The following is an 18,094-nucleotide window of genomic DNA, read 5'->3' as shown; positions in this document are numbered from 1 at the left end:
CCCGCCGCCCACACCACCCCGTCCGCCACGAGCGGGCGGGGTGGTCTACGTCCGTCCGGGCTCGCCTCCGAAGACCGCTCGGGCCCAGGCCGGCGGCTCGGGCGGCGGGACGGTGTCCTGCGGCACGCCGGGAGCCCGGTGGTCCCCCTGCCGGGGCGCACCGGCCCGCCCGGCCGCGCCGTTCCCCGTCGCGGCGCGCAGCGCCGCCACGAATTCCAGGCACGAGCCGTAACGGTCCTCGGGGACCTTCGCCAGGGCCTTCGCCAGGACGCCGTCGGCGGCGGGCGCGATCTCCGGCCGCTTCTCGGTGAGGGCCGGCGGCTGGTCGTACTGGTGCGCCCACAGCAGCGCCACGTCCTCCTCGCGCTGGAAGGGCGGCGCGCCGGCGAGGGTTTCATAGACGACACAGGCGAGGCTGTAGAGGTCGCACCTGCCGTCCACCGGCCGGCCGGTGATCTGTTCCGGCGCCATGTAGTCGAGGGTGCCGACGAACTCGCCCGCCGTGGTGAACCCCGACAGCGACAGCGATTTCTTCGTCAGTCCGAAGTCCGTAAGGTAGACGTGTTCGGGGTGGTCGCTGTCGGTGCCCGCGGCGACCAGGATGTTGCCGGGCTTGACGTCCCGGTGCACCAGATCGTGCTCGTGGGCCGCGTCGAGTGCGGAGGCCACCTGGGCCGCGATCCGCAGGGCCGTCGCGACGGGGAGCGGACCGTCCCGGTCCAGCAGCCCCCGCAGGTCCAGCCCCGGGACGTAGCGCATGGCGATGTACAGGACGCCGTCCGTCTCGCCGGCTTCGAAGATCGGCACGATGTGCGGGTGGTCGATCTTCGCAGCCACGCGCGACTCGTGGGTGAAGCGGCGCCGGAAGGTGTCGTCGCGGGCCCGTTCCGGGGCGATCAGCTTGAGTGCGACCGTGCGGTCCAGGCGCAGGTCCTGCGCGCAGTAGACGACGGCCATGCCACCGTGGCCGATCAGGCGCTCGACCCGGTAGCCCGCGATCTGCTTCCCGATCAGGCCGGAGGGGCCGCCCGTGTACAGGCCCTGGTTCGATGGCGTGCCCATCAGACGCCTTCCACGATCGAAAGTCTATCCAGTGATCCACGGGAGTGCCCGTCCGAGCGCGACCCGCTGGGGGGGCGCGCTCGGACGGGTGGGGGCCGGCCGGTGGGTCACCGGTGGGTCACCGGTGGGGGAGCAGGTCGGGATCGGGCCGGCTCGGGCCGCGAGCGGGTGGGTCGGGGGCGGGTGGGTCGGGAGCGGCTGGTGCGGGTCAGCCGGCCCCGCCGTTGCCGCCGCGACCGCCCGCGCCGCTGGTCTCGCAGCCGGTGCCGACGCAGATCCCGCCGTTGCCACCCCGGCCGCCGTTGCCGCCGTCGCCCCCGGCTGGCGCGGCCCCGCCGTTGCCGCCGTTGCCCCCGTTGGCGCTGCCGTCGCACACTCCGGCGCATATCCCGCCGTTGCCGCCCTTGGTTCCGTTGCCGCCGGGCCCGCCGTCGGTGCCGTTGCCCCCGTTGGCGCTGCCGCTGCACAGCCCGGCGCAGATCCCGCCGCCACTGCCGTTGGTCCCGTTGACCGACCCGGTGCAGTTGCCGGCGCAGACCCGGTCACCGATGCGGACGCTGTCGTTGCCCACCTTCACGCTGCCGAAGACCGAGCTGCCGGCGAAGCGGGCCCCGGCCGTCCGGCCGTCCCCGCCGGCGGGCTGCGCCGGGCCGTGGTGCCGGCCGCCGGACGAAGGCGCGGTGTGGCTGTGCGGCGCCGCCGACGGGGCCGCCGTGGCGGCGGGCACCATGGCGCCGGCGCCGATCAGAGCCGTAGAGACGACGAGACCTGTACGGAACTTCCAAGAACGCATACGCATGGGATTCTCCCTGGACGAGAAGGTGCTTTCCGTGACGCGGTCCACGTGCCGCTTTCCGCGCGGTGTGCCGATGGGCCCCGGCGGACCGGCGCCCGCAGGGTGCGACGGGAGGGGCGGCCGCCGGCCGTCCGTCTTGCGGAGCCGTACCGCCCCTCCCGCCGCCCTCGTGTGCCTCACCGGCAGGAGGGGGAACTGCCTTCCATCAGGGCGAACCAGTTGCCGTCGAGGTAGTCCTGCTTCCAGGTCTCCAACTGGTCCTGCGAGATCTTGTACTTCTCGGTGATGCGCTTCTTCGTGGCGTCCGAGTCGTCGGTCAGCACCGTCAGCACGATGCGGACCTTGTCCGTCACGCCCAGCTCCTTCTTCGGCTTGTCGGGCAGGTCGTCGAAGCGGAAACAACCCGGTCGGCCGGGCTTGCCGGGCCGGCCCGGCTCACCGGGTGCGCCGCCCTTGCCTCCCGCCCCGCCCTCGCCGCCCCGGCCGCCGCCCCCGCAATGCGCGGACTGGCCGGCCAGGACCGAGGAACTGCTGCCTGCGGGGGCCTGGGTCTGTGACGCGTGCGCGGCGCAGCCCGTACCGGTGAGGAAGGCCAGGGAGGCCGCCGCCAGGATGAGCGGACGCTGCCAAGGACTTGTGAACATGGGACTTCTCCATTTCCGTGAGCGAGGGGAGCCGCAGGCGGGGATATTGCGTACGGGACGGGGTGGGTCGGGTCGCGGTGGGGGTGGGAGGTGGGGGATGGGGTGGGGTGGAGGCCCGGGGGCCTCCACCCCGTGTGTCCGGTCGGATCTGTCAGGTCCGGGGTCAGAAGATGCTGCCGCCGCCTGCGCCGCCACCGCCTCCGGCGCCACCGAAGAGGCCGCCGAAGCCGCCGAAGCCGCCCTTTCCGCCCTTTCCGCCCTGGAAGACTCCGAAGCCGCCGTCGCCGCCCTTTCCGCCCTTGCCGCCGACCAGGACGCCGTCACCACCGCTACCGCCGCCACCGGCGTTCCCGCCGTTCAGACCGGTACCGCCGTTGCCGCCCTTGCCGCCGTCGCCACCGATGACGCCGTCACCGCCGCCGCCGCCACCGCCGCCGCCACCGCCGGACAGGATGCCGTTGCCGCCGTTACCGCCCTTGCCGCCGTTGCCGCCGACGCCGATGACGCTGCCCCCGCCGGAGCCTCCGGCGCCACCGCCGCCCCCGACGAGACCGCCGCCGCCGTCCCCGCCGTCACCGCCGGCGCCGCCGCCGTTGGGGAAGGCGGTGGCCATGTGGGCGGGCATCGGAGCGGCGGATGCCACGGAGGCCGGAATGACGACCCCGGCGGAGATCACGGCCGCCGAGGCGAACAGGGTCGCGAGTCGGAAACCCCGACGGGCGGGACGGACGGCGTTGTTGGTCTGGATCTTGCGGTTCATGATGTTCTCCTACGCTCGAAAGGGTTTCATTGACGTGCCCGGATTTCCGGGAGGGTGCGGTGACTTCGGTGAGAGTGAGAACCTTCGAGGTTTTCCTTCTCCTCGTTGCCGCCTCATTTCGTTTCCGGTGAGGCCCGCATCACCAGTAGGCCCCACGGGGCAGGGGGCGGTCACGTTCCGGAAAGTCGGGACTTGACACGCCTGTAAGAGCCGGTTAAAAGGCGCGGCGCGGGCTCGACCCCGCCGGCCGGACTCCGGCGGCCGGGCATGACAGACAGACGCCCGACCGGGCAATTCCGGTCGGGCGTCTGTCTCGGACGGGCGGCGCGAGTGCCTCACGATTCCCGGGAATCCCCGGACCGGTGAGCCCGCTCGTTACGGCTCGTCTGGTTACGGCTCTTTGTCCTGCTGGTTGCCGGGTGCCTGCTGGTCCGGCTGGTTCTGCTGGTCCGGCTGGTTCTGCTGGTTCTGCTGGTCCGGCTGGTTCTTCTGGTTCTGCTGGTTCTGCTGGTCGCCCGTGTTCTGCCCCGGGGTCTGGCCGGGGGCCTGGCCCTGCCGGTTGCCGGTGTCCCCGCCGGGAACCTTGTCTGCCGGCTTGTCGACTGGCTTGTCCGCAGGCTTGTCTGCCGGCTTGTCGGCAGGTTTGTCGGCAGGTTTGTCGGCAGGTTTGTCGGCAGGTTTGTCGGCGGGCTTGTCGGCAGGCTTGTCGGCAGGCTTGTCCGCAGGCTTGTCTGCCGGCTTGTCGGCAGGTTTGTCGACTGGCTTGTCTGGGGGCTTGTCGACCGGCTTGTCTGCCGGCTTATCTGCGGGCTTGTCGGCGGGCTTGTCGACCGGCTTGTCTGCCGGCTTATCCGCGGGCTTGTCGGCGGGCTTGTCCGCGGGCTTGTCGACCGGCTTGTCGGCGGGCTTGTCACCAGTGCCCTTCTCCGGGCTCTGCCTCGCGTCCTTGCCCGGCTGGTTCCCGGTGTCCTTTCCGGGGTGCTCATCGTCGAGCTGCTTGCCGGGGTCCTTGGGGGTGTCCTTGCCCGGGTCCTGGGCGGGCTTGTCGCCGGTCTCCTTTCCGGGCTCCTTCTGCTGGTGGTCGCCGGTGTCCTTGCCGGGTTGGTCGCCTGTGTTCTGCCCCGGGTCCTTGGCCGGCTGATCACCCGTGCCTTTGTCGGGCTGCTGGTGGGTGTCCTGGCCGGGGTCCTTGTCGGGCTGCTGGTGGGTGTCCTGGCCGGGGTCCTTGTCGGGCTGCTGGTGGGTGTCCTGGCCGGGGTCCTTGTCGGGCTGCTGGTGGGTGTCCTGGCCGGGGTCCCTGTCGGGCTGCTGGTCGGTGCCCTTGTCGGGTTCCCTGCTCGGCGGATTCCCCGTGTCCTTCCCCGGGTCCTTGCCGGGTTGCGTCCCCGGGTCCTTGCCCGGGTCGGTGCCGGTGTCCTTCTTCGGCTCGTGGCTCGGGTTCCCGCCCGGAGGCTTCTGCGCGGGCGCCGTGTCGGGAGCCGGCAGCACCGGGTACGGGGCATCGGTCGTCCGGCCCTTCGGGGCGGAGACCTCCCGGTCATGCCCGCCGCGCACGTCTCCGCTCGGGCGCTCGTACCAGCCCTTGCGGTGCTGATCGAACACCGTGACGCTCTTCACCGGCTTCTCGGCCGGCTTGACCGCGACGAGGTCGGAGGAGCGGAACGAGGACCACTCCTTGCCGCTGTACGTCTGCTTGCCCTTCACGGCGACCGGCGGGGTCAGGGGATTGCCGCAGGCGCAGCGCACGCGCGGTACGCCGCGGTTGTCGACCAGGACCGCCGTACCCGCCTGCAGGACCGACTGGTAGCTGGTGGGCGCGCCGTTCCTGTACCCGTGGTTCGTGACCCGGGTGTCCCAGCCCAGCTGAACGGGCGTCAGCGATCGCAGGTAGGCAGGGATGTCGGGCGGTCGGATGCTGAGGGGAGCGGCGAAAGCCCGCCCCTTCTCGGTGTGTTGGGAGAGGAAGCCGATCTGCTTCTCGACGTCGCAGCTCGCGACGTTCCGTGTGCCCCCGTACAGCCCGGGGTACGCTCCGTAGACCTCGAGGGTGCGGGTGGCGCCCGTGCGCCCCGCCGACGCACCCGAGGCCGCGGGTGTGATGCCGCCGTCCGCGGACTCGTCTGCCGTCGACGGGGTGAACGGATCGGCTCCGGCCGCCGAGGCGGATTCGAGGAAGACCTCGCCGCCGGTCGCCTCTTTCCCGCCGACGACCGTGAACGCGAGGACCACCGCCGTCGCCATGGCCACCGCGGTGCCCGCGCTCAGCAGGACCTTGCGCGACGGACGCCCGTGCGCCGGACCGCCGCCGCCTCGAGGCCTGGGCTCCGCCGGACCGTCACCGCCGGCCGACGGACCTGTGGGCGGCCCGGGCGGGGGAGGGGGCACCGGTGGCGGCGGTGGCGGCGGTGGTTCCGCCGGTGGCGGCGGCAAGGACGGCGGAGGGCCCGCCGCGGGCGGCTGCTGGTGGGACGGCCGGCTGGACAGCGGACCGCACGGGGGCCCGGTGGGGCGCTCGGACGGAGGAGGTAGGGAACTCACGACACTCTCCTCCCGACATGGGACACCGGGAAAATGTTGGCTATCCGCATCTGTTCGCTCCTTATCGCCATTATGAACTCCACGCCCGGGAGGCGTGGATCATGGAATTCCGTGCCGCGGGAGGAGTGCGAGGAGGCGGACCACCGTTCTTCACGCACTGACGCCGCGCACGTGCACTGCGTGATCCCGCGTCTTCCTGAGTAAGCCCCCGGCGCCGCGGCGTGTCACGTCGCGAATTCTCGGGGCTTGACGGACGCCCCGCCCCACCGGACCGGTCTGCACGGCGCGGCACCGTAAAGCGCGGTTTTTCCGCCCCGTCAAGTCCCGAGTCTTCGGAACGTGACCGCGCGGGGCCCGCCGGGCTTACTTGAAGTGCAAGCCCCGCCGGAAAGTCGACGAGGCAGCACGGCAGGGAAGAATTCCTCCTCGCCGCCCCCTCATCCGAATGCACAGGTAGGAGAAAGCCATGACCCGCAACGTCCACACCGACAGCGCCGTCCGTCCCAAGCTGCGGGGCCTCAGCCTCGCGACGGTTCTGGTCTCCGGCGCTCTGCTCACCGGCGCCGCCGTCCTGCCCGCCTCCGCCGCGACGGTCTCCGCGGTGCCCGCCTCACCGGTCGGGAGTGTCGTCCCGAGCCACCACGGCCACCACGACGGGGACGACCACCACTGGCACCACCACTACAAGCACCACCACCACTACAAGCACTACGACTACAACCACCACTACAACCACCACCACTACAACCACCACGACCAGCACCGCTGGTAGACAACAGGTGCGGGCGCGGCAGCCACCCCCGCTCGTCGTCCGCACACCATGGGCCCCGGAGAACTCCGGGGCCTTCTTCCTGTTTCCACCACGTCAAGGGCCCGGCCGCGCCGCCTTCGGCGGACATGGCCGACCGGCGGCCTCGTTCGGGAGGAACGCCCTCGGCGAGCGAGCCGTCGCTACGGCCGTTCCCGCCGCGCGTTCCACGGCCCGCAGGCGCGGATCACGCGCCCCGTACCACCGCGGGCAGCAACGCCCGGCGCGCTCACCGGGCGCTCCCGGCCGGCCGGACCACGATCTCGTTCACGTCGACCTGCGGAGGCTGCGCGAGCGCGTAGGCGATGGCGTCCGCGATGGCCGCGGCGGGGAGCGCGACGGAGCGGTACGTCCGCATCGCGGCACGGGCGTCGGGGTCGCGGATGCCGTCGGCGAGTTCGGACTCCGTGACACCGGGAGAGACCAGGGTGACGCGGATGCCGCCGCCGGACTCCTGGCGCAGCCCTTCCGAGACGGCGCGTACGGCGAACTTGGTGGCGCAGTAGACGGCGGCGGTGGGTGATACCTCGTAGGCGCCGACCGAGGCGATGTTCACGAAGTGTCCGCCGCCCTGCGCGCGCATCGGCGGCAGGGCGGCCGCCATCCCGTGCAGGACACCCCGCAGGTTCACGTCGATCATGCGATCCCACTCGTCGGTGCGCAGGGCGTCCAGTGGGGAGAGCGGCATCACCCCCGCGTTGTTGACGAGGACGTCGATCCTGCCGAATTTCCGGCGTGCGCCGTCCACGAACGCCTTCATGTCCGCCGCGTCCGTGACGTCCAGCTCCTGGAACGCCGCGGCGCCGCCTTTCGCGGTGATGTCCTCGACCAGTGCCTCCAGCCGTCCGGCGCGCCGCGCGCCGAGGAAGACCTGGTGCCCGTCGGCGGCGAGCCGGCGGGCGGTCGCCTCCCCGATGCCGCTGCTCGCTCCGGTGACCGCTACGGCTTTGCTGGTCCGCGTCATGTTCGCTTCTCCTCCGTCGGACGTGGCGCTCCTGCGCGGAGCGCGACGTATGAGCTGTCGTCCCGTACCGCGTCTTCTTCCGTCACGGCCGGTCTGCGCCGAAGTCTGTGCACCGCAGGAGGTCCGATCCAGGACAGGTTCTGCCTGGGCACAGCACACCCAGGCTCGCCGCCGGATCCCGCCCTAGGGTGCGTGCGTGACCACCAACGATCTCGGAGACTTCCTGCGCGCACAGCGCGCTCGCCTGCGGCCCGTCGATGTCGCACTGGCCTCCCACGGGCGACGCCGGGTGGCCGGACTGCGGCGGGAGGAGGTCGCCGTCCTGGCCGGCATGAACGCGGACTATTACGCGCGCCTGGAACAAGGCCGTGAACGCAGCCCCTCGCCCCAGGTCCTCGAAGCGCTCGGCGGCGCCCTGCGGATGGACGCGGCCTCCCGCGACCACCTGTACCGGCTGGCGCACACGCTGCCGGCGGACCGCGCCGCACAGCCGGCCGAAACGGTCGCCCCCGCGCTCCGGCAGCTGCTGGAGGGCTACGCCCACACGCCCGCGTTCGTCCTGAACCCCGCCCTGGACCTCCTCGCGGCGAACCCGTCGGCCGACGCCTTGTTCGCCCCGTTCCACCCGGCGGACAACCTGGCCCGGATGACCTTCCTCGACCCGGCGGCCGGGACCTTCTACGCCCAGCGGCACGAGGCCGCCGAGGCGGTCGCCGCCAGTCTGCAGCGGGCCACCGGCTTGTACCCCCACTACCCGCGCCTGCGCGAACTGGTCCGCACGCTCAGCGCCGCCAGCGAGGAATTCGCCGCCCTGTGTTCCTCGTACGCCGTCTACGGGAAGACGGGCGGGGCCAAGGAACTCGTCCACCCGGCGGTGGGCCGCCTCTCCCTGACCTACCAGTGCTTCGACGTGCGCGCGGCGCCCGGCCAGGAACTCGTGGTCTACCACGCCGAACCGGACAGCCCCAGCTCCGAAGCGCTCAGCCTGCTCGGCTCGCTCCACGCGACCGGGCGGAGGTGACGCCGCACCGTCACCGGGCGAGGGTGTCCGGCGGCGCGCGCCGAGGCGCGATCGGCGGTTGCTTGCCACAATGGGCAGATGAGCGGCGCAGGTCTTTGGGCGGAGGGCGGGCCGCCTGCGGGCGGCGGGCGCTACGGTGAGCAGGTCTTCCGTCCCGAGGCCCGCGGAGAAAGCGACCGCATCGACCTCGGGGCCCTCACCTACGATGACACCACCATGGCCCGACTGAGACTCCTTGGCGTGGGCCCCGGCTGGACGTGCCTGGACGTGGGCGCGGGAACCGGCACGGTGGCCCGTCGGCTCCTCGGCGAAGCGGGGGTCGATTCGGTCCTCGCGGTCGACCGCGACGTACGGTTCCTGGCCCGGCATCCGGTGCCGGGACTGACCCCGCTGGAAGCGGACATCACCGGGGAGGACTTCGCCCCGGGGACGTTCCGACTGGTGCACGCCCGGTTCGTGCTGATGCACCTTCCGTTCCCCGAGCGGATCGTCGCCGCGCTCGGCAGCCTCGTGGCCCCCGGCGGAGTGCTGGTGGTCAGCGACGCGGTCGACCTGACGACGGACACCGCGCCCGCCACGCCCTACACCCGCGCGATGCGGGCCATGTGGCGCGGGCTGCGCGACAGCATCGGCACCGACGTGTCGCGGGTGCCGCACCACCCCGAGCTGCTGCGGGCGGCAGGACTGGAGCCGGTGGCCGCCGAGATCCACGTGCCGCCCCTCGAACCGGGCAGTGCGATCAGCAGGTTCTGGGTGGACACCTGGGACCGGGCCCGCGCGGCGATGACCTCGACGGGATGGGTGGACGACGCCCACATCGACGAGGCCGTGCGCTACCTGGACTCACCCCGCTGCACCGGCATGTCCCCGGGCATGCTCACCGCCTGGGGCTGGAAGCCCGGACAGACCGCGTGAGCCGTAGACCCCGTGGTACGCGCCCGCCCCCGCGCTACGGCCGCGCTATGGCTGCGCCTGCCAGGTGTGGGCCGGCAACGACTCCGCCAAGGGGGCGAAGAAGCGCTGGTCGCGCCACGCGTCCAGATCGCCGATCACGAAGAGGCGGCGCTTGGCGCGGCTGACCGCGACGTTCAGGAGGTTCGGGCGGGAGGCGGCCCACGCGCGGGCGCCGGGTCGGCCCGGGTCCGTGCCCAGGATCAGGATGACGACGTCGGCCTCCTTGCCCTGGGTCGTGTGCACCGTACCCACCCGCTCGGCCGGCACCAGGTCGCGGCAGGCCCGCTTCGCACCGGCAACGACGTGCCGGAACGGGCTGATCACGAACACGTCCCGGCCGAGGTCCACACCCGCCCCCGCCCCCGCCATCGGTGATCACTCCATCGCACCTTGCGGGGCGTGCGCGAACGGGTCAGGCGGTTGCGCGGACCGACCGGCAGCCGGACGTCGGTGACGGCGCTGGAAGCAGGCCGACGCGTACCGCTGCGGGCGGGGGCGGGCGGGGGCGGTACTAGCCTTGCGGGGCGTCCTTCAGGAACACGAGCCCGTCCATGTCGGTCAAGTGGGCCGGGTCCAGCGGGAAGTACCCGTGGTACGCGGAGGTGCGGGGGCCGGGCCGCGTGCGGCCGAAGGCGGCGGCCAGCCGGGTCGTGTCGACGAGGCAGCGGTCCTCCGGGAGCGCGTACAGGAGCCCTTCGACGGTGTCCGGGGGCGGGGCGCCCACACCGTGGTGCCGGACCGTGCCCAGCGCCGTGGCCAGGAAGGCGTACCCCTCGCCCAGCTCGGCGCCCACGATCGCACCGGCGCTCCACCACTCCAGGGGGACGCCGCCCATCCGCATCGTGCTCACGTTCCGTTGGAGGTGGAGGTTGTGGGCGTGGACCAGTACGGGGCCCCGGTCGGCGACGGCGAGGAGGTTGTCGGCCATCATCTGGTCCCGCAGCCCCACCAGTCGCGCCATGCGGCCCGGTGAGGCGGCGGCCATCCAGAAGTGGTAGCGGAGCAGGCCGGTGGCGCTGCGCCCGTACAGCCGCGCCCGGTCCCATGCGTCCCGCGAGGTCGCCGCGATCAAGTGCGGCGTCTGCGCGCCGAGCAGCGCCACCAGGTCGTCGGCGAGCAGCCGCAGCTCCGCGGCCTCGGGAGACTGTCCCACGGACCGGTCCGGTTCCCGCATCGCGTCAGGACAGGTCCACCGGTCCTCAGCGCCGAGCAGCCGGTCGAGGGTGTCCGAGGTACAGGGGAGCAGGTCCGCGTCCACCCGTGCCGCCAGGTAGCCGTAGAGCGCGGTGAGGGCCTGCCGGGGACTCGCGGCGCCGGTGATCTCCAGCGGACCGTCGATGCCGGCGAAGCGCACGTGGTCGCAGGCGGGCCGGCCGTCGTTGTACGCCCTTATCCAGCGCACGAGTTCGCGGTTGGCCGCGGACGCGCCGAAGCCGTGACTGAAGCCCCGCTCCATGACCTCGTCCAGGGTGCCCGCGCTTGAGGTGACGTGGTCGTCCACGACCAGGCCCCTCAGACAGTCGCTCTCGATCGCGATCGTCCGGTAGCCCTCCCGCTCGACCAGTTCCCGGAACAGGTCGTTGCGCAGGTGGAGCAGGCTGTCCTCGCCGTGCGTGGGCTCGCCCAGAGCGAGCACCCGCGGCCGGCCCGCCAGCAGCCCCATGACGGAGCCCGCCCCGACGGGATGAGTGGTGTGCGTGATGCCGGTATCCATGGCTTCAACGCTATCGTTGAAGCTTCGGTGGAAACTTTTCCCCGACGACGTGGAGCGTGTGGTGCGAAACCTTCAAAGCGGGGGTCGGCTCCGGCCGATCGACCTCGCGCGCGAGCACGGACTGTCCACGCAGGCCGTCAGGAACTACGAGGAGGCCGGCATCCTCCCGCCGGCCGGTCGCACACCGAGCGGCTACCGCACCTACACCCCGCTGCACGCGCGGGCCCTGAGGGCGTTCCTCGCGCTGGTGCCCGGTCACGGCCACCCGACGGCGACGTCGATCATGCGGACCGTCAACCGGGGCGCGGTCGAGGAGGCGTTCCGGCTCATCGACGAGAGCCACGTACAGCTCGCCGACGACCGGCGGACACTCCAGGCCGTCGAGAGCGCCCTGCGCGACCTGTCACCCTCGTCCGCCCCGGAACCGGACGCGCGGGGGTGTGAAGCATCCGCAGGCGCCGGCACGTTCATCGGTCCGCTGGCGCGGGAGCTCGGAATCCGGCCGGCCACGCTGCGCACATGGGAGCGCGCCGGCCTGGTGCGCCCGCGCCGCGACCGGCTGACCGGGTACCGGGTCTACGACGAAGCCGCCGTACGGGACGCGCGACTGGCCCGTCAACTCAGGCGGGGCGGCTATCTCCTGACGCAGATCGCGCCCCTGCTCGCCCAGGTGCGGGCGGCGGGCGGGGTGGAACCGCTGGAGGCGGCGCTGGCGGACTGGCGCGCCCGCCTGTCCGCCCGCGGGCGCGCCATGCTGATTGGGGCTGCCGAACTGGAGTCGTACCTGCGTGCCCGCGCCTGAGTGGGCGCCTCTCGCCCGGCGACGTCCGGGCGGGCGCGAGGAGACGCGGCGGCGGGGGAGGGGCCGTCAGGCGGTCGTCAGACGGGCCGTCAGGCAGGCCTCAGGCGGTTGTCGGACGAGTCGTCAGGCGGGCCTTCAGGCGGCGAAGCGGCCGCAGAGCCAGTTTCCCGGTTCCGCCGGGTCGTCGCTGATCCAGAACTGGCGCCACAGGAGGGCGAACTCGTCGCGGCTGAGGTGGCCGTCGCCGTTCAGGTCGAGGAGTTCGAAGACGCCGTCCACGTCCGCCGGCCGCCCGTTCCAGGTCTCGACGAGCCGACGGTGTTCCTCGGGGGAGATGACGCCGTCGCCGTCGGTGTCCACGGCGTCGAAGACGGTGCCGGCGGTCGCCGTGACGTCCGCGACCATGGCGGGCAGCATGTCGACGAGGGAGAGCAGTTCACCCATGTCGACCGCGCCGTCGCCGTTGGCGTCCCCGGCGTCCAGCAGGGCTGCCCACCAGCCCATCAGCAGCGTCTCCAGCCGCGTGCGCAGCTCCGTCCCGGGGCCCACCCCCGGCAGCCGGCTCCAGCGGGCGACGAGCGCCGCGAAATCCTCCTCGCGGAGGTAACCGTCCCCGTCCGCGTCGAACGCGGCGAACATCCGCCTGAGCTTGCGCTCCTGAAACGCGCTGGCCATGAGCGGCCTCCGTCGACGCCGAACCCGAACCACGAATCGCCGACCACCGCCGTCTGCGGGCGGCGGCCAGGGCCTCACCATAGGTGGGGACGCGCCACCGTCCCCACGGGCACGTGTGCGCGTATCTTCACCCTTGGGATGACCGGTCCGGTCGAGGCGCCCGAGCGCGCCCCCACGACCGGCACCTCCGCCGCAGGGCCGGCTTCCCCGTGTGCGGGGGGCGGCGCGTGCGGCCCTTCCGTGCGCGATGTATCCCGGGGCCGTAGCCGGGTAAGCGCCGGGTACGGGCCCGCAGCCGTCGGGCCGTCGAGCGGCCGTGATTCCCGCAGACCGCCGCCGGCGCCCGGCGCGCACGGCCGCAGCGCGGACCGCCCGGCCCGCCCGGCCCGCGGCAGACCCAAGGCGGAAGATCGCCGATGAGGGGTGAGAGACATGGCCACGTACAACCCCGATCCGGAGCCGGACCCTACCCCCGCCCCGGACCCGGATCCGCGCAGCACACCCGGCTTCAGCGCCGACGGAGGCGTCCTTCCGGGTGAAACGCCGCCCGGGGAAGCCAGTACGTCCTCCGGCGCCGGTCCCTACCGTCCCCTCAAGCGCGGCTGGGCCAAGGGCCCGGTCATCGTGATCAGCCTGCTGGCCCTGGCGTTCGCGCTCTTCTTCCTCGCCTACGCCATCGCGCTCAACACGTGAAGCCGACGGCGGACGGCCATGGACCGGCCGATCCCGCGCAGCCCCCGAGGTGCCGTACCGGCGTCGTCACCGGTGCCGCCCGTGGCCTGGGCGCGAGCCCGGCCCGGGAGCTCGCCCGGCGCGGCATGCGCGTGGCCCCGCTCGGGCTGGAGGCGACCGCCTGAGGCAGGTCGCCGCTTCGCTGCCGGGCGGTTCGCCGGAGTACGAGTCGCCGGAGTACGAGGCGGACGTCACCGACGAGACGACGAGACGATGGACCGCGTGGCCACAGCGGCGGTCACTTCACCGTGGTCACAGCGGTCACCTCACCGGAAACCCGGCGCCCCCTCGGTTGCCATCGCCAACGCGCGCATGGCCGAAGGCGGCCCCCCGGCCCCCTGCCCCCTTCGCCGCCTCGGATCCGCTGAAGAACGGCGGAGCACCCGGTCCGCGGTCCGCGGTCCGCACCCGGTCTACCGGGGCTGTCAGCCCACCGGGCCTGCCTCCGCCTCCCGGTGCATGCCCCGGCACAGGGCCCACACGACGAGGAGGTCGACGGCGATCAGTACCAGCGCCCACAGGGGGTAGTACGGCAGCCACAGGAAATTGGCGATCGCCCCGAGTCCGGCCACGGCCACACCGAAGAAGCGCGCCCACAGGGCGCCGGTGACGACGGCGAAGCCGGCGACGACCAGGACGATGCCCAGGATGAGGTGCACCCAGCCCCAACCCGTCAGGCTGAACTCGAACACGTAGTGGCGTGTCGCCAGGAACAGGTCGTCCTTGGCGAGGGCGGCGATGCCCTCGAAGAGCGCCATGAGGCCCCCGAAGACCATCAGGGCGGCTGCCAGCACGGTGGTGCCCGAGGTGGGCGCGTGCCAAGGGCTCGGGTGCGGGTCGCCCGCGCGGGGGTCGGCCGGCGTCAGTGGCAGTTTCGATCTCCATGGGTCGCAGAGCCGGGCCCGGCATGGCCGTGACCGGCGTGCTCCCCTGTTTCAGCCTGTCACGGCGCCCTTCGACCGGCACTCCGGCGGTCGGCCGGTCCTTCCGGGCCGCCGGGCGCGACATCAGCCGGACGGGATCGCGCTCCCTGTGCCGACCGCCTCCTGTGCCGACCGCCCGGAAGCGGCCCCGCCACGCAGCCGTCGGCTCAGCGGGCCAGGAGTTCGTCGAGGAAGGCATCGGCGTCGAAGACCTCGGTCCCCGGCGCGGTGACGGCGTACGTCTCTTCGAGGAAGCGGGCGACCGGCTGGGCGTCGATGTGGAGGACGGCCCCCTGCCCGTCCGCGCAGTCGCGCAATCCGATCCGGATGGCCCGGCCGCTGGCCGTCCACTGCGGCCTGAAGGTGACGTCGCCCTCGCCGACCGGGCGTTCAAGACCCTCGGCCAGCATCTGGCGGTCGAAGCACCAGTACGGCAGGGCCGCCTGGTGGGCGAAGAACTCAACCCGCACCGCGAAGGGATCGGCCTGGTCGTAGGAGAAGCGGCCGAGGAGGGGAACCTCGTCCCCCGCGCTCGCGTGGAGACGGACGGCGATCAGGGCGGACACACGGGACAACAACACGGACCTCCGGGGGTGAGCTGCTCAGCCGCCCCCCGTGTGCCCCGTCTGCGGCAGGGCACACTGCGCCATCCGAACGAACTACAGCACAGGGCTGATCCGCGGGACGGTTTCGTCGGATCCGTCCCGATATCCCGGTGATCCGTTGCCTCGGCTCCCGTGGTCCGGGGGGATCAGTGCCCGTCCCGCGCGTACCTACACGGCAGGCGACGAGGTTTCCGTACCGGGCACTCGGCCCCTGCAGGCGGGCGGCGAAGGCGAGGTGGGTCAGCAGGGAGTGGAGGGGCCCTTCTGGCGGGTGAGGTTGTCATTGGACATCCAGCCCTCTGTCTTCGTGCCGTCGACGCGGACGTACGTCCACTTGTTGCCGTAGGCGTTCACGACGTAACAGTGGTAGGAGAGCTTCGTGCCGGACTTGGCCAGGGTCACGGCCGGGCAGGTCTGGTACGGCCCCGTCTCCAGGTGGTAGTCCCCCGCCATGTAGCCGTAGCTGCCGGGAGCCGGGTTCTTGTGACTCCAGCCGCCGCAGCCCGTCGGCACGGGTCCGGGAGCGGCGCTCGCACCGGTGGACGCCTGCGGGGTCGCGCCGTGGGCCCCGGTCCCACCCGGCCTGGGCGAGGGTCCGCCGGCCGGCTTTCCGGAAGAGCGGGATGAGGGCGCGCCCGATGCTTTCGCGCCGCCGCTCGCCTTGCCCGTGTGCGGCTGCCCCTTGCCCGCCGGGGAACCGGCCGCGGCCTGCGCCCCCTGCGCCGCAGCCGCGTTCTTGCCGCCGCTGCTGCCGGTCAGGGCGTAGGTGAGACCGCCCGCGGCGAGGACGACGACAGCTGCCGCCACCACGACGACGGTACGGCTGCGGCGTCGCAGGCCGTCGACGGCCGCTGTGTGCTGCCGGGCGGCGCCGGCCGGCCCGGTCAGCGGCGGATAACCGACGTACGGAGGCTGCCGGCGGGCCTGAGGGGACTGAGACGCATGGGCCTGGTGGAAAGGCTGGGACTGGTGGAAGGGCGCGGCGCCTGGACCGGCCGCGGGCGGTGGCGGCCCGAAAGAGGCCGGTGGGGGAGCCGGCGCGGCGACGGACGGAGCGGTGGGCGTGCTCGGGGCGGGGGCGACGCCGCCATGCCCGCTGCCGGCGGCGACCTGTTCCAGCATCGCGCGTGCCTGGTCCGCGGTGGGCCGCCCCTGCGGTTCCTTCGCCATCAGCGCCCGCAGCACCGGGGTGAGCGGCCCCGCGCGCCGGGGTTCGGGCAGCGGCTCGGTGACGATCGCGGACAGCGTGGACCACACGGAGGTGCGGCGGAACGGGGACGTGCCCTCCACCGCCGCGTACAGCGTCATGCCGAGCGACCATATGTCGGAGGCCGGTCCGGGCTCCTGGCCCTGGGCGCGCTCGGGCGGCAGGTAGTCGAGGGAGCCGACGATGGCACCACTGCGGGTCAGCTTGGCCAGGGCCTCGTCCCCGGCGCGGTCCATGGTGGCGATGCCGAAGTCGGTGAGCACGACCCGGCCGCCCCGCTCCAGGAGCACGTTGCCCGGCTTGACGTCCCGGTGGATGACGCCGACCCGGTGCGCGGCGTCGAGGGCGTCCATCAGCTTCGCGCCGATCGCCGCGGCCTCGCGCGGGCCGAGCGTCCCGCGCTCGGCCAGGACGTCGTCGAGGGAGGGCCCGTCGACGAGTTCCATGACGATGACCGGCAACCCCCGCTCCTCGGTCACGTCGTGCACGGTGACCACGCCGCTGTGCCGGACACGGGCCGCGGCCTGCGCCTCGCGCCGCATCCGGCTGCGCAGATCGGCCAGTTCGGGGCCGTCGGCATCGGTGAACGCCCGCAGTACCTTGACGGCGACCTCGCGGTTCAGCAGTTCGTCCACTGCCCGGGCGACCACCCCCATACCGCCCCGGCCGATCATCGATGTCACCCGGTAGCGGCCGCCGAGCACCTTGCCGACCAGCTCATGCTTTGCTTCCCCCGCTGACACGCACGCTCCTTTTGACAGATGCTCATCACGTCGGGCCGTCTGGCGCGCACCACAGTAATGGGCATGATCACGAAGGAAGGACGCCGGACCGGCGGGCACAGTTGCGGCCGCCGCGCGGCGCCGAGCCGGGTCCGCGGAGCGCCGGCCGCCCCCGCCCCTCTGCGAGCGGGCGGCGGCGATTGTTCGACTGGCTGCGGGGCAGTGGCGGTCCAGCACGCCAGCCCGGAATCGAACAAGGAGAGTGGACATGCAGAGCGCCCCGCAGCCGGAACTTCCGGACCCCGTACCGGCGAAGCCCGACGCCGTGACCCCGGACCTGCCGCCGGCCGGCCCCACCGCTCCCGACCTCCCGCTCCCCTCGGGCGGCCGGACCGGGTCCGGCGCCGCCGACGAGGGCGAGCAGGAACAGGGCGCGGGGGAACAGGCCGCGGGGGAGGAGCGGCGCGAGGGGGCGGACCCGGCCGCAGGCCCGGGCACCCCGGCGCCCGAGGAACCCGCCGACTAGCGGGCCCACCCCCGGGGCTCCACCGGACCGCTCCCGAACGGCCCGGACCCTGCTCTCGCGGGACGGGGAGACCGGGCTCAGCGCCGGTGTCGGTGGCGTGGTGCATGATCGGCGCGTCAGTTCTTCGAAGGGGAGGGTGAGGCGCCGTGTCGCTCACGAACGAGCAGGTGGCAGGACACACGTTCCTGCGGCAGCTGTACGCGGACTCGTACTTTCCGGATCGCGTCCTCGACAAGGGGGCGGCGATCCTCGTGCGGCTGTGCGAGCGGATCGAGGCGCAGCGGCCTGCGGACCTGGCGGCGCTGTACGTGCTCACGCAGGCGGCGACGGAGGAGTTCAACCTGCTGGAGGCGGAGTTCGAGGCGGCCGGCAGCGGGATCGAAACCGTTGCCAGGGAGGAGATCGCCGAGGGCTTCTGGTTCGTCGCGTCGGCCTACGGGTTCGAGGACGCCGACATCGAGGAGCTGATCGCCACCCGGGACTGGTAGGTCAGGGAGGGCGTACGGATGCGGCGCGCCGCGGCCGCTCGGCCGGGGCGCGCCGCATCCGTCGGGTGGGCGGTCCACCGCCCGCCCACCGCGCTCGCCGCTACTGGCTAGCGGCCGTTGTGGTGGTGTCCGCGGCGGCCCCAGCTCTCGGTG

General features: G+C 72.9%; 20 protein-coding genes. 8 read left to right on the top strand and 12 right to left on the bottom strand.

The genetic code is table 11. The features are described 5' to 3' along the window. Positions 1 to 45: 45 nt before the first annotated feature. From AMK16_RS20325 to AMK16_RS36690, 5 genes are all read right to left on the bottom strand, one after another. Positions 46 to 1,062, bottom strand: a complete 1,017-nt coding sequence (locus tag AMK16_RS20325; RefSeq protein WP_073917869.1) for a serine/threonine-protein kinase — start codon at positions 1,060 to 1,062, stop codon at positions 46 to 48. Between the two features lie 208 nt (positions 1,063 to 1,270). Next, positions 1,271 to 1,861, bottom strand: coding sequence for a hypothetical protein (locus AMK16_RS38115; protein WP_143196840.1), 591 nt, complete (start codon positions 1,859 to 1,861; stop codon positions 1,271 to 1,273). 173 nt (positions 1,862 to 2,034) lie between these two features. Then, positions 2,035 to 2,502, bottom strand: a complete 468-nt coding sequence (locus AMK16_RS20315) for a hypothetical protein (RefSeq protein WP_073917867.1) — start codon at positions 2,500 to 2,502, stop codon at positions 2,035 to 2,037. A gap of 163 nt (positions 2,503 to 2,665) precedes the next feature. After that, the gene (locus AMK16_RS20310) at positions 2,666 to 3,262 is read right to left on the bottom strand and encodes a hypothetical protein (RefSeq protein ID WP_073917866.1); all 597 of its coding nucleotides are present in this window, start codon (positions 3,260 to 3,262) and stop codon (positions 2,666 to 2,668) included. A 390-nt stretch (positions 3,263 to 3,652) separates the two neighbouring features. Then, positions 3,653 to 5,503: a DUF6777 domain-containing protein gene (locus AMK16_RS36690; protein WP_073917865.1), complete on the bottom strand. Its 1,851-nt coding sequence runs from the start codon at positions 5,501 to 5,503 to the stop codon at positions 3,653 to 3,655. Between the two features lie 763 nt (positions 5,504 to 6,266). On the opposite strand from AMK16_RS36690, the gene AMK16_RS36685 reads away from it, so the two are divergent. Next, on the top strand, positions 6,267 to 6,572 hold the full coding sequence (locus AMK16_RS36685) for a hypothetical protein (RefSeq protein ID WP_199885503.1): 306 nt from the start codon (positions 6,267 to 6,269) through the stop codon (positions 6,570 to 6,572). A gap of 265 nt (positions 6,573 to 6,837) precedes the next feature. On the opposite strand, the gene AMK16_RS20295 is transcribed toward AMK16_RS36685, so the two are convergent. Further along, on the bottom strand, positions 6,838 to 7,572 hold the full coding sequence (locus tag AMK16_RS20295) for an SDR family oxidoreductase (protein ID WP_073917863.1): 735 nt from the start codon (positions 7,570 to 7,572) through the stop codon (positions 6,838 to 6,840). Positions 7,573 to 7,768: 196 nt separating this feature from the next. Between AMK16_RS20295 and AMK16_RS20290 the strand changes: the two genes are divergently transcribed. Beyond that, a complete protein-coding gene (locus AMK16_RS20290) occupies positions 7,769 to 8,593 on the top strand; it encodes a helix-turn-helix transcriptional regulator (protein WP_073917862.1) in 825 nt (274 codons plus the stop codon). A gap of 78 nt (positions 8,594 to 8,671) precedes the next feature. Continuing rightward, positions 8,672 to 9,508: a class I SAM-dependent methyltransferase gene (locus AMK16_RS20285; RefSeq protein WP_073917861.1), complete on the top strand. Its 837-nt coding sequence runs from the start codon at positions 8,672 to 8,674 to the stop codon at positions 9,506 to 9,508. A 45-nt stretch (positions 9,509 to 9,553) separates the two neighbouring features. On the opposite strand, the gene AMK16_RS20280 is transcribed toward AMK16_RS20285, so the two are convergent. Then, on the bottom strand, positions 9,554 to 9,916 hold the full coding sequence (locus AMK16_RS20280; protein WP_073917860.1) for an AAA domain-containing protein: 363 nt from the start codon (positions 9,914 to 9,916) through the stop codon (positions 9,554 to 9,556). 142 nt (positions 9,917 to 10,058) lie between these two features. Continuing rightward, a complete protein-coding gene (locus AMK16_RS20275; RefSeq protein ID WP_073917858.1) occupies positions 10,059 to 11,261 on the bottom strand; it encodes an erythromycin esterase family protein in 1,203 nt (400 codons plus the stop codon). 58 nt (positions 11,262 to 11,319) lie between these two features. Between AMK16_RS20275 and AMK16_RS20270 the strand changes: the two genes are divergently transcribed. Continuing rightward, complete coding sequence (locus tag AMK16_RS20270; protein ID WP_073917856.1) at positions 11,320 to 12,063, top strand: TioE family transcriptional regulator; 744 nt, start codon at positions 11,320 to 11,322, stop codon at positions 12,061 to 12,063. Between the two features lie 135 nt (positions 12,064 to 12,198). On the opposite strand, the gene AMK16_RS20265 is transcribed toward AMK16_RS20270, so the two are convergent. Continuing rightward, positions 12,199 to 12,738, bottom strand: coding sequence for an EF-hand domain-containing protein (locus tag AMK16_RS20265; protein WP_073917854.1), 540 nt, complete (start codon positions 12,736 to 12,738; stop codon positions 12,199 to 12,201). A 432-nt stretch (positions 12,739 to 13,170) separates the two neighbouring features. Here AMK16_RS20265 and AMK16_RS20260 point away from each other — a divergent pair, with 432 nt between their 5' ends. Next, on the top strand, positions 13,171 to 13,431 hold the full coding sequence (locus AMK16_RS20260) for a DUF6480 family protein (RefSeq protein ID WP_073917852.1): 261 nt from the start codon (positions 13,171 to 13,173) through the stop codon (positions 13,429 to 13,431). After that, positions 13,428 to 13,595: a hypothetical protein gene (locus AMK16_RS38330; protein WP_158071227.1), complete on the top strand. Its 168-nt coding sequence runs from the start codon at positions 13,428 to 13,430 to the stop codon at positions 13,593 to 13,595. Before AMK16_RS20260 ends, AMK16_RS38330 begins: the two co-directional genes overlap by 4 nt. 300 nt (positions 13,596 to 13,895) lie before the next feature. Here AMK16_RS38330 and AMK16_RS20255 read toward each other — a convergent pair whose 3' ends face one another. The 3 genes from AMK16_RS20255 to AMK16_RS20245 all read right to left on the bottom strand — a co-directional run bounded on the left by AMK16_RS20255 (position 13,896) and on the right by AMK16_RS20245 (position 16,948). Further along, positions 13,896 to 14,264, bottom strand: a complete 369-nt coding sequence (locus AMK16_RS20255) for a DUF7144 family membrane protein (RefSeq protein ID WP_443333589.1) — start codon at positions 14,262 to 14,264, stop codon at positions 13,896 to 13,898. Positions 14,265 to 14,560: 296 nt separating this feature from the next. Then, positions 14,561 to 14,959 (bottom strand): SsgA family sporulation/cell division regulator, encoded by a 399-nt coding sequence (locus tag AMK16_RS20250; RefSeq protein WP_242438853.1) that lies wholly within the window; start codon positions 14,957 to 14,959, stop codon positions 14,561 to 14,563. A gap of 279 nt (positions 14,960 to 15,238) precedes the next feature. Further along, entirely contained in the window at positions 15,239 to 16,948 is a 1,710-nt protein-coding gene (locus tag AMK16_RS20245; protein WP_073917847.1) for a serine/threonine-protein kinase, read from the bottom strand. Between the two features lie 247 nt (positions 16,949 to 17,195). Here AMK16_RS20245 and AMK16_RS20240 point away from each other — a divergent pair, with 247 nt between their 5' ends. Next, on the top strand, positions 17,196 to 17,453 hold the full coding sequence (locus AMK16_RS20240; RefSeq protein WP_073917845.1) for a hypothetical protein: 258 nt from the start codon (positions 17,196 to 17,198) through the stop codon (positions 17,451 to 17,453). A 146-nt stretch (positions 17,454 to 17,599) separates the two neighbouring features. Next, a complete protein-coding gene (locus AMK16_RS20235; RefSeq protein ID WP_073917843.1) occupies positions 17,600 to 17,941 on the top strand; it encodes a DUF5713 family protein in 342 nt (113 codons plus the stop codon). The last annotated feature ends 153 nt before the right edge of the window (positions 17,942 to 18,094 follow it).

It is taken from the genome of Streptomyces sp. CB00455 (assembly GCF_001905445.1).
GTDB lineage: Bacteria > Actinomycetota > Actinomycetes > Streptomycetales > Streptomycetaceae > Streptomyces.
This window is presented reverse-complemented; position numbering and strand designations above follow the sequence as displayed.

Coding starts and splice junctions, on each gene's coding strand:
- AMK16_RS38115 (WP_143196840.1), bottom strand. CDS start 1,861: ATGCGTATGCGTTCTTGGAAGTTCCGTACAGGTCTCGTCGTCTCTACG.
- AMK16_RS20275 (WP_073917858.1), bottom strand. CDS start 11,261: ATGGATACCGGCATCACGCACACCACTCATCCCGTCGGGGCGGGCTCC.
- AMK16_RS20315 (WP_073917867.1), bottom strand. CDS start 2,502: ATGTTCACAAGTCCTTGGCAGCGTCCGCTCATCCTGGCGGCGGCCTCC.
- AMK16_RS36685 (WP_199885503.1), top strand. CDS start 6,267: ATGACCCGCAACGTCCACACCGACAGCGCCGTCCGTCCCAAGCTGCGG.
- AMK16_RS36690 (WP_073917865.1), bottom strand. CDS start 5,503: ATGGCGACGGCGGTGGTCCTCGCGTTCACGGTCGTCGGCGGGAAAGAG.
- AMK16_RS20295 (WP_073917863.1), bottom strand. CDS start 7,572: ATGACGCGGACCAGCAAAGCCGTAGCGGTCACCGGAGCGAGCAGCGGC.
- AMK16_RS20260 (WP_073917852.1), top strand. CDS start 13,171: ATGGCCACGTACAACCCCGATCCGGAGCCGGACCCTACCCCCGCCCCG.
- AMK16_RS20265 (WP_073917854.1), bottom strand. CDS start 12,738: ATGGCCAGCGCGTTTCAGGAGCGCAAGCTCAGGCGGATGTTCGCCGCG.
- AMK16_RS20285 (WP_073917861.1), top strand. CDS start 8,672: ATGAGCGGCGCAGGTCTTTGGGCGGAGGGCGGGCCGCCTGCGGGCGGC.
- AMK16_RS20280 (WP_073917860.1), bottom strand. CDS start 9,916: ATGGCGGGGGCGGGGGCGGGTGTGGACCTCGGCCGGGACGTGTTCGTG.
- AMK16_RS20240 (WP_073917845.1), top strand. CDS start 17,196: ATGCAGAGCGCCCCGCAGCCGGAACTTCCGGACCCCGTACCGGCGAAG.
- AMK16_RS20325 (WP_073917869.1), bottom strand. CDS start 1,062: ATGGGCACGCCATCGAACCAGGGCCTGTACACGGGCGGCCCCTCCGGC.
- AMK16_RS20310 (WP_073917866.1), bottom strand. CDS start 3,262: ATGAACCGCAAGATCCAGACCAACAACGCCGTCCGTCCCGCCCGTCGG.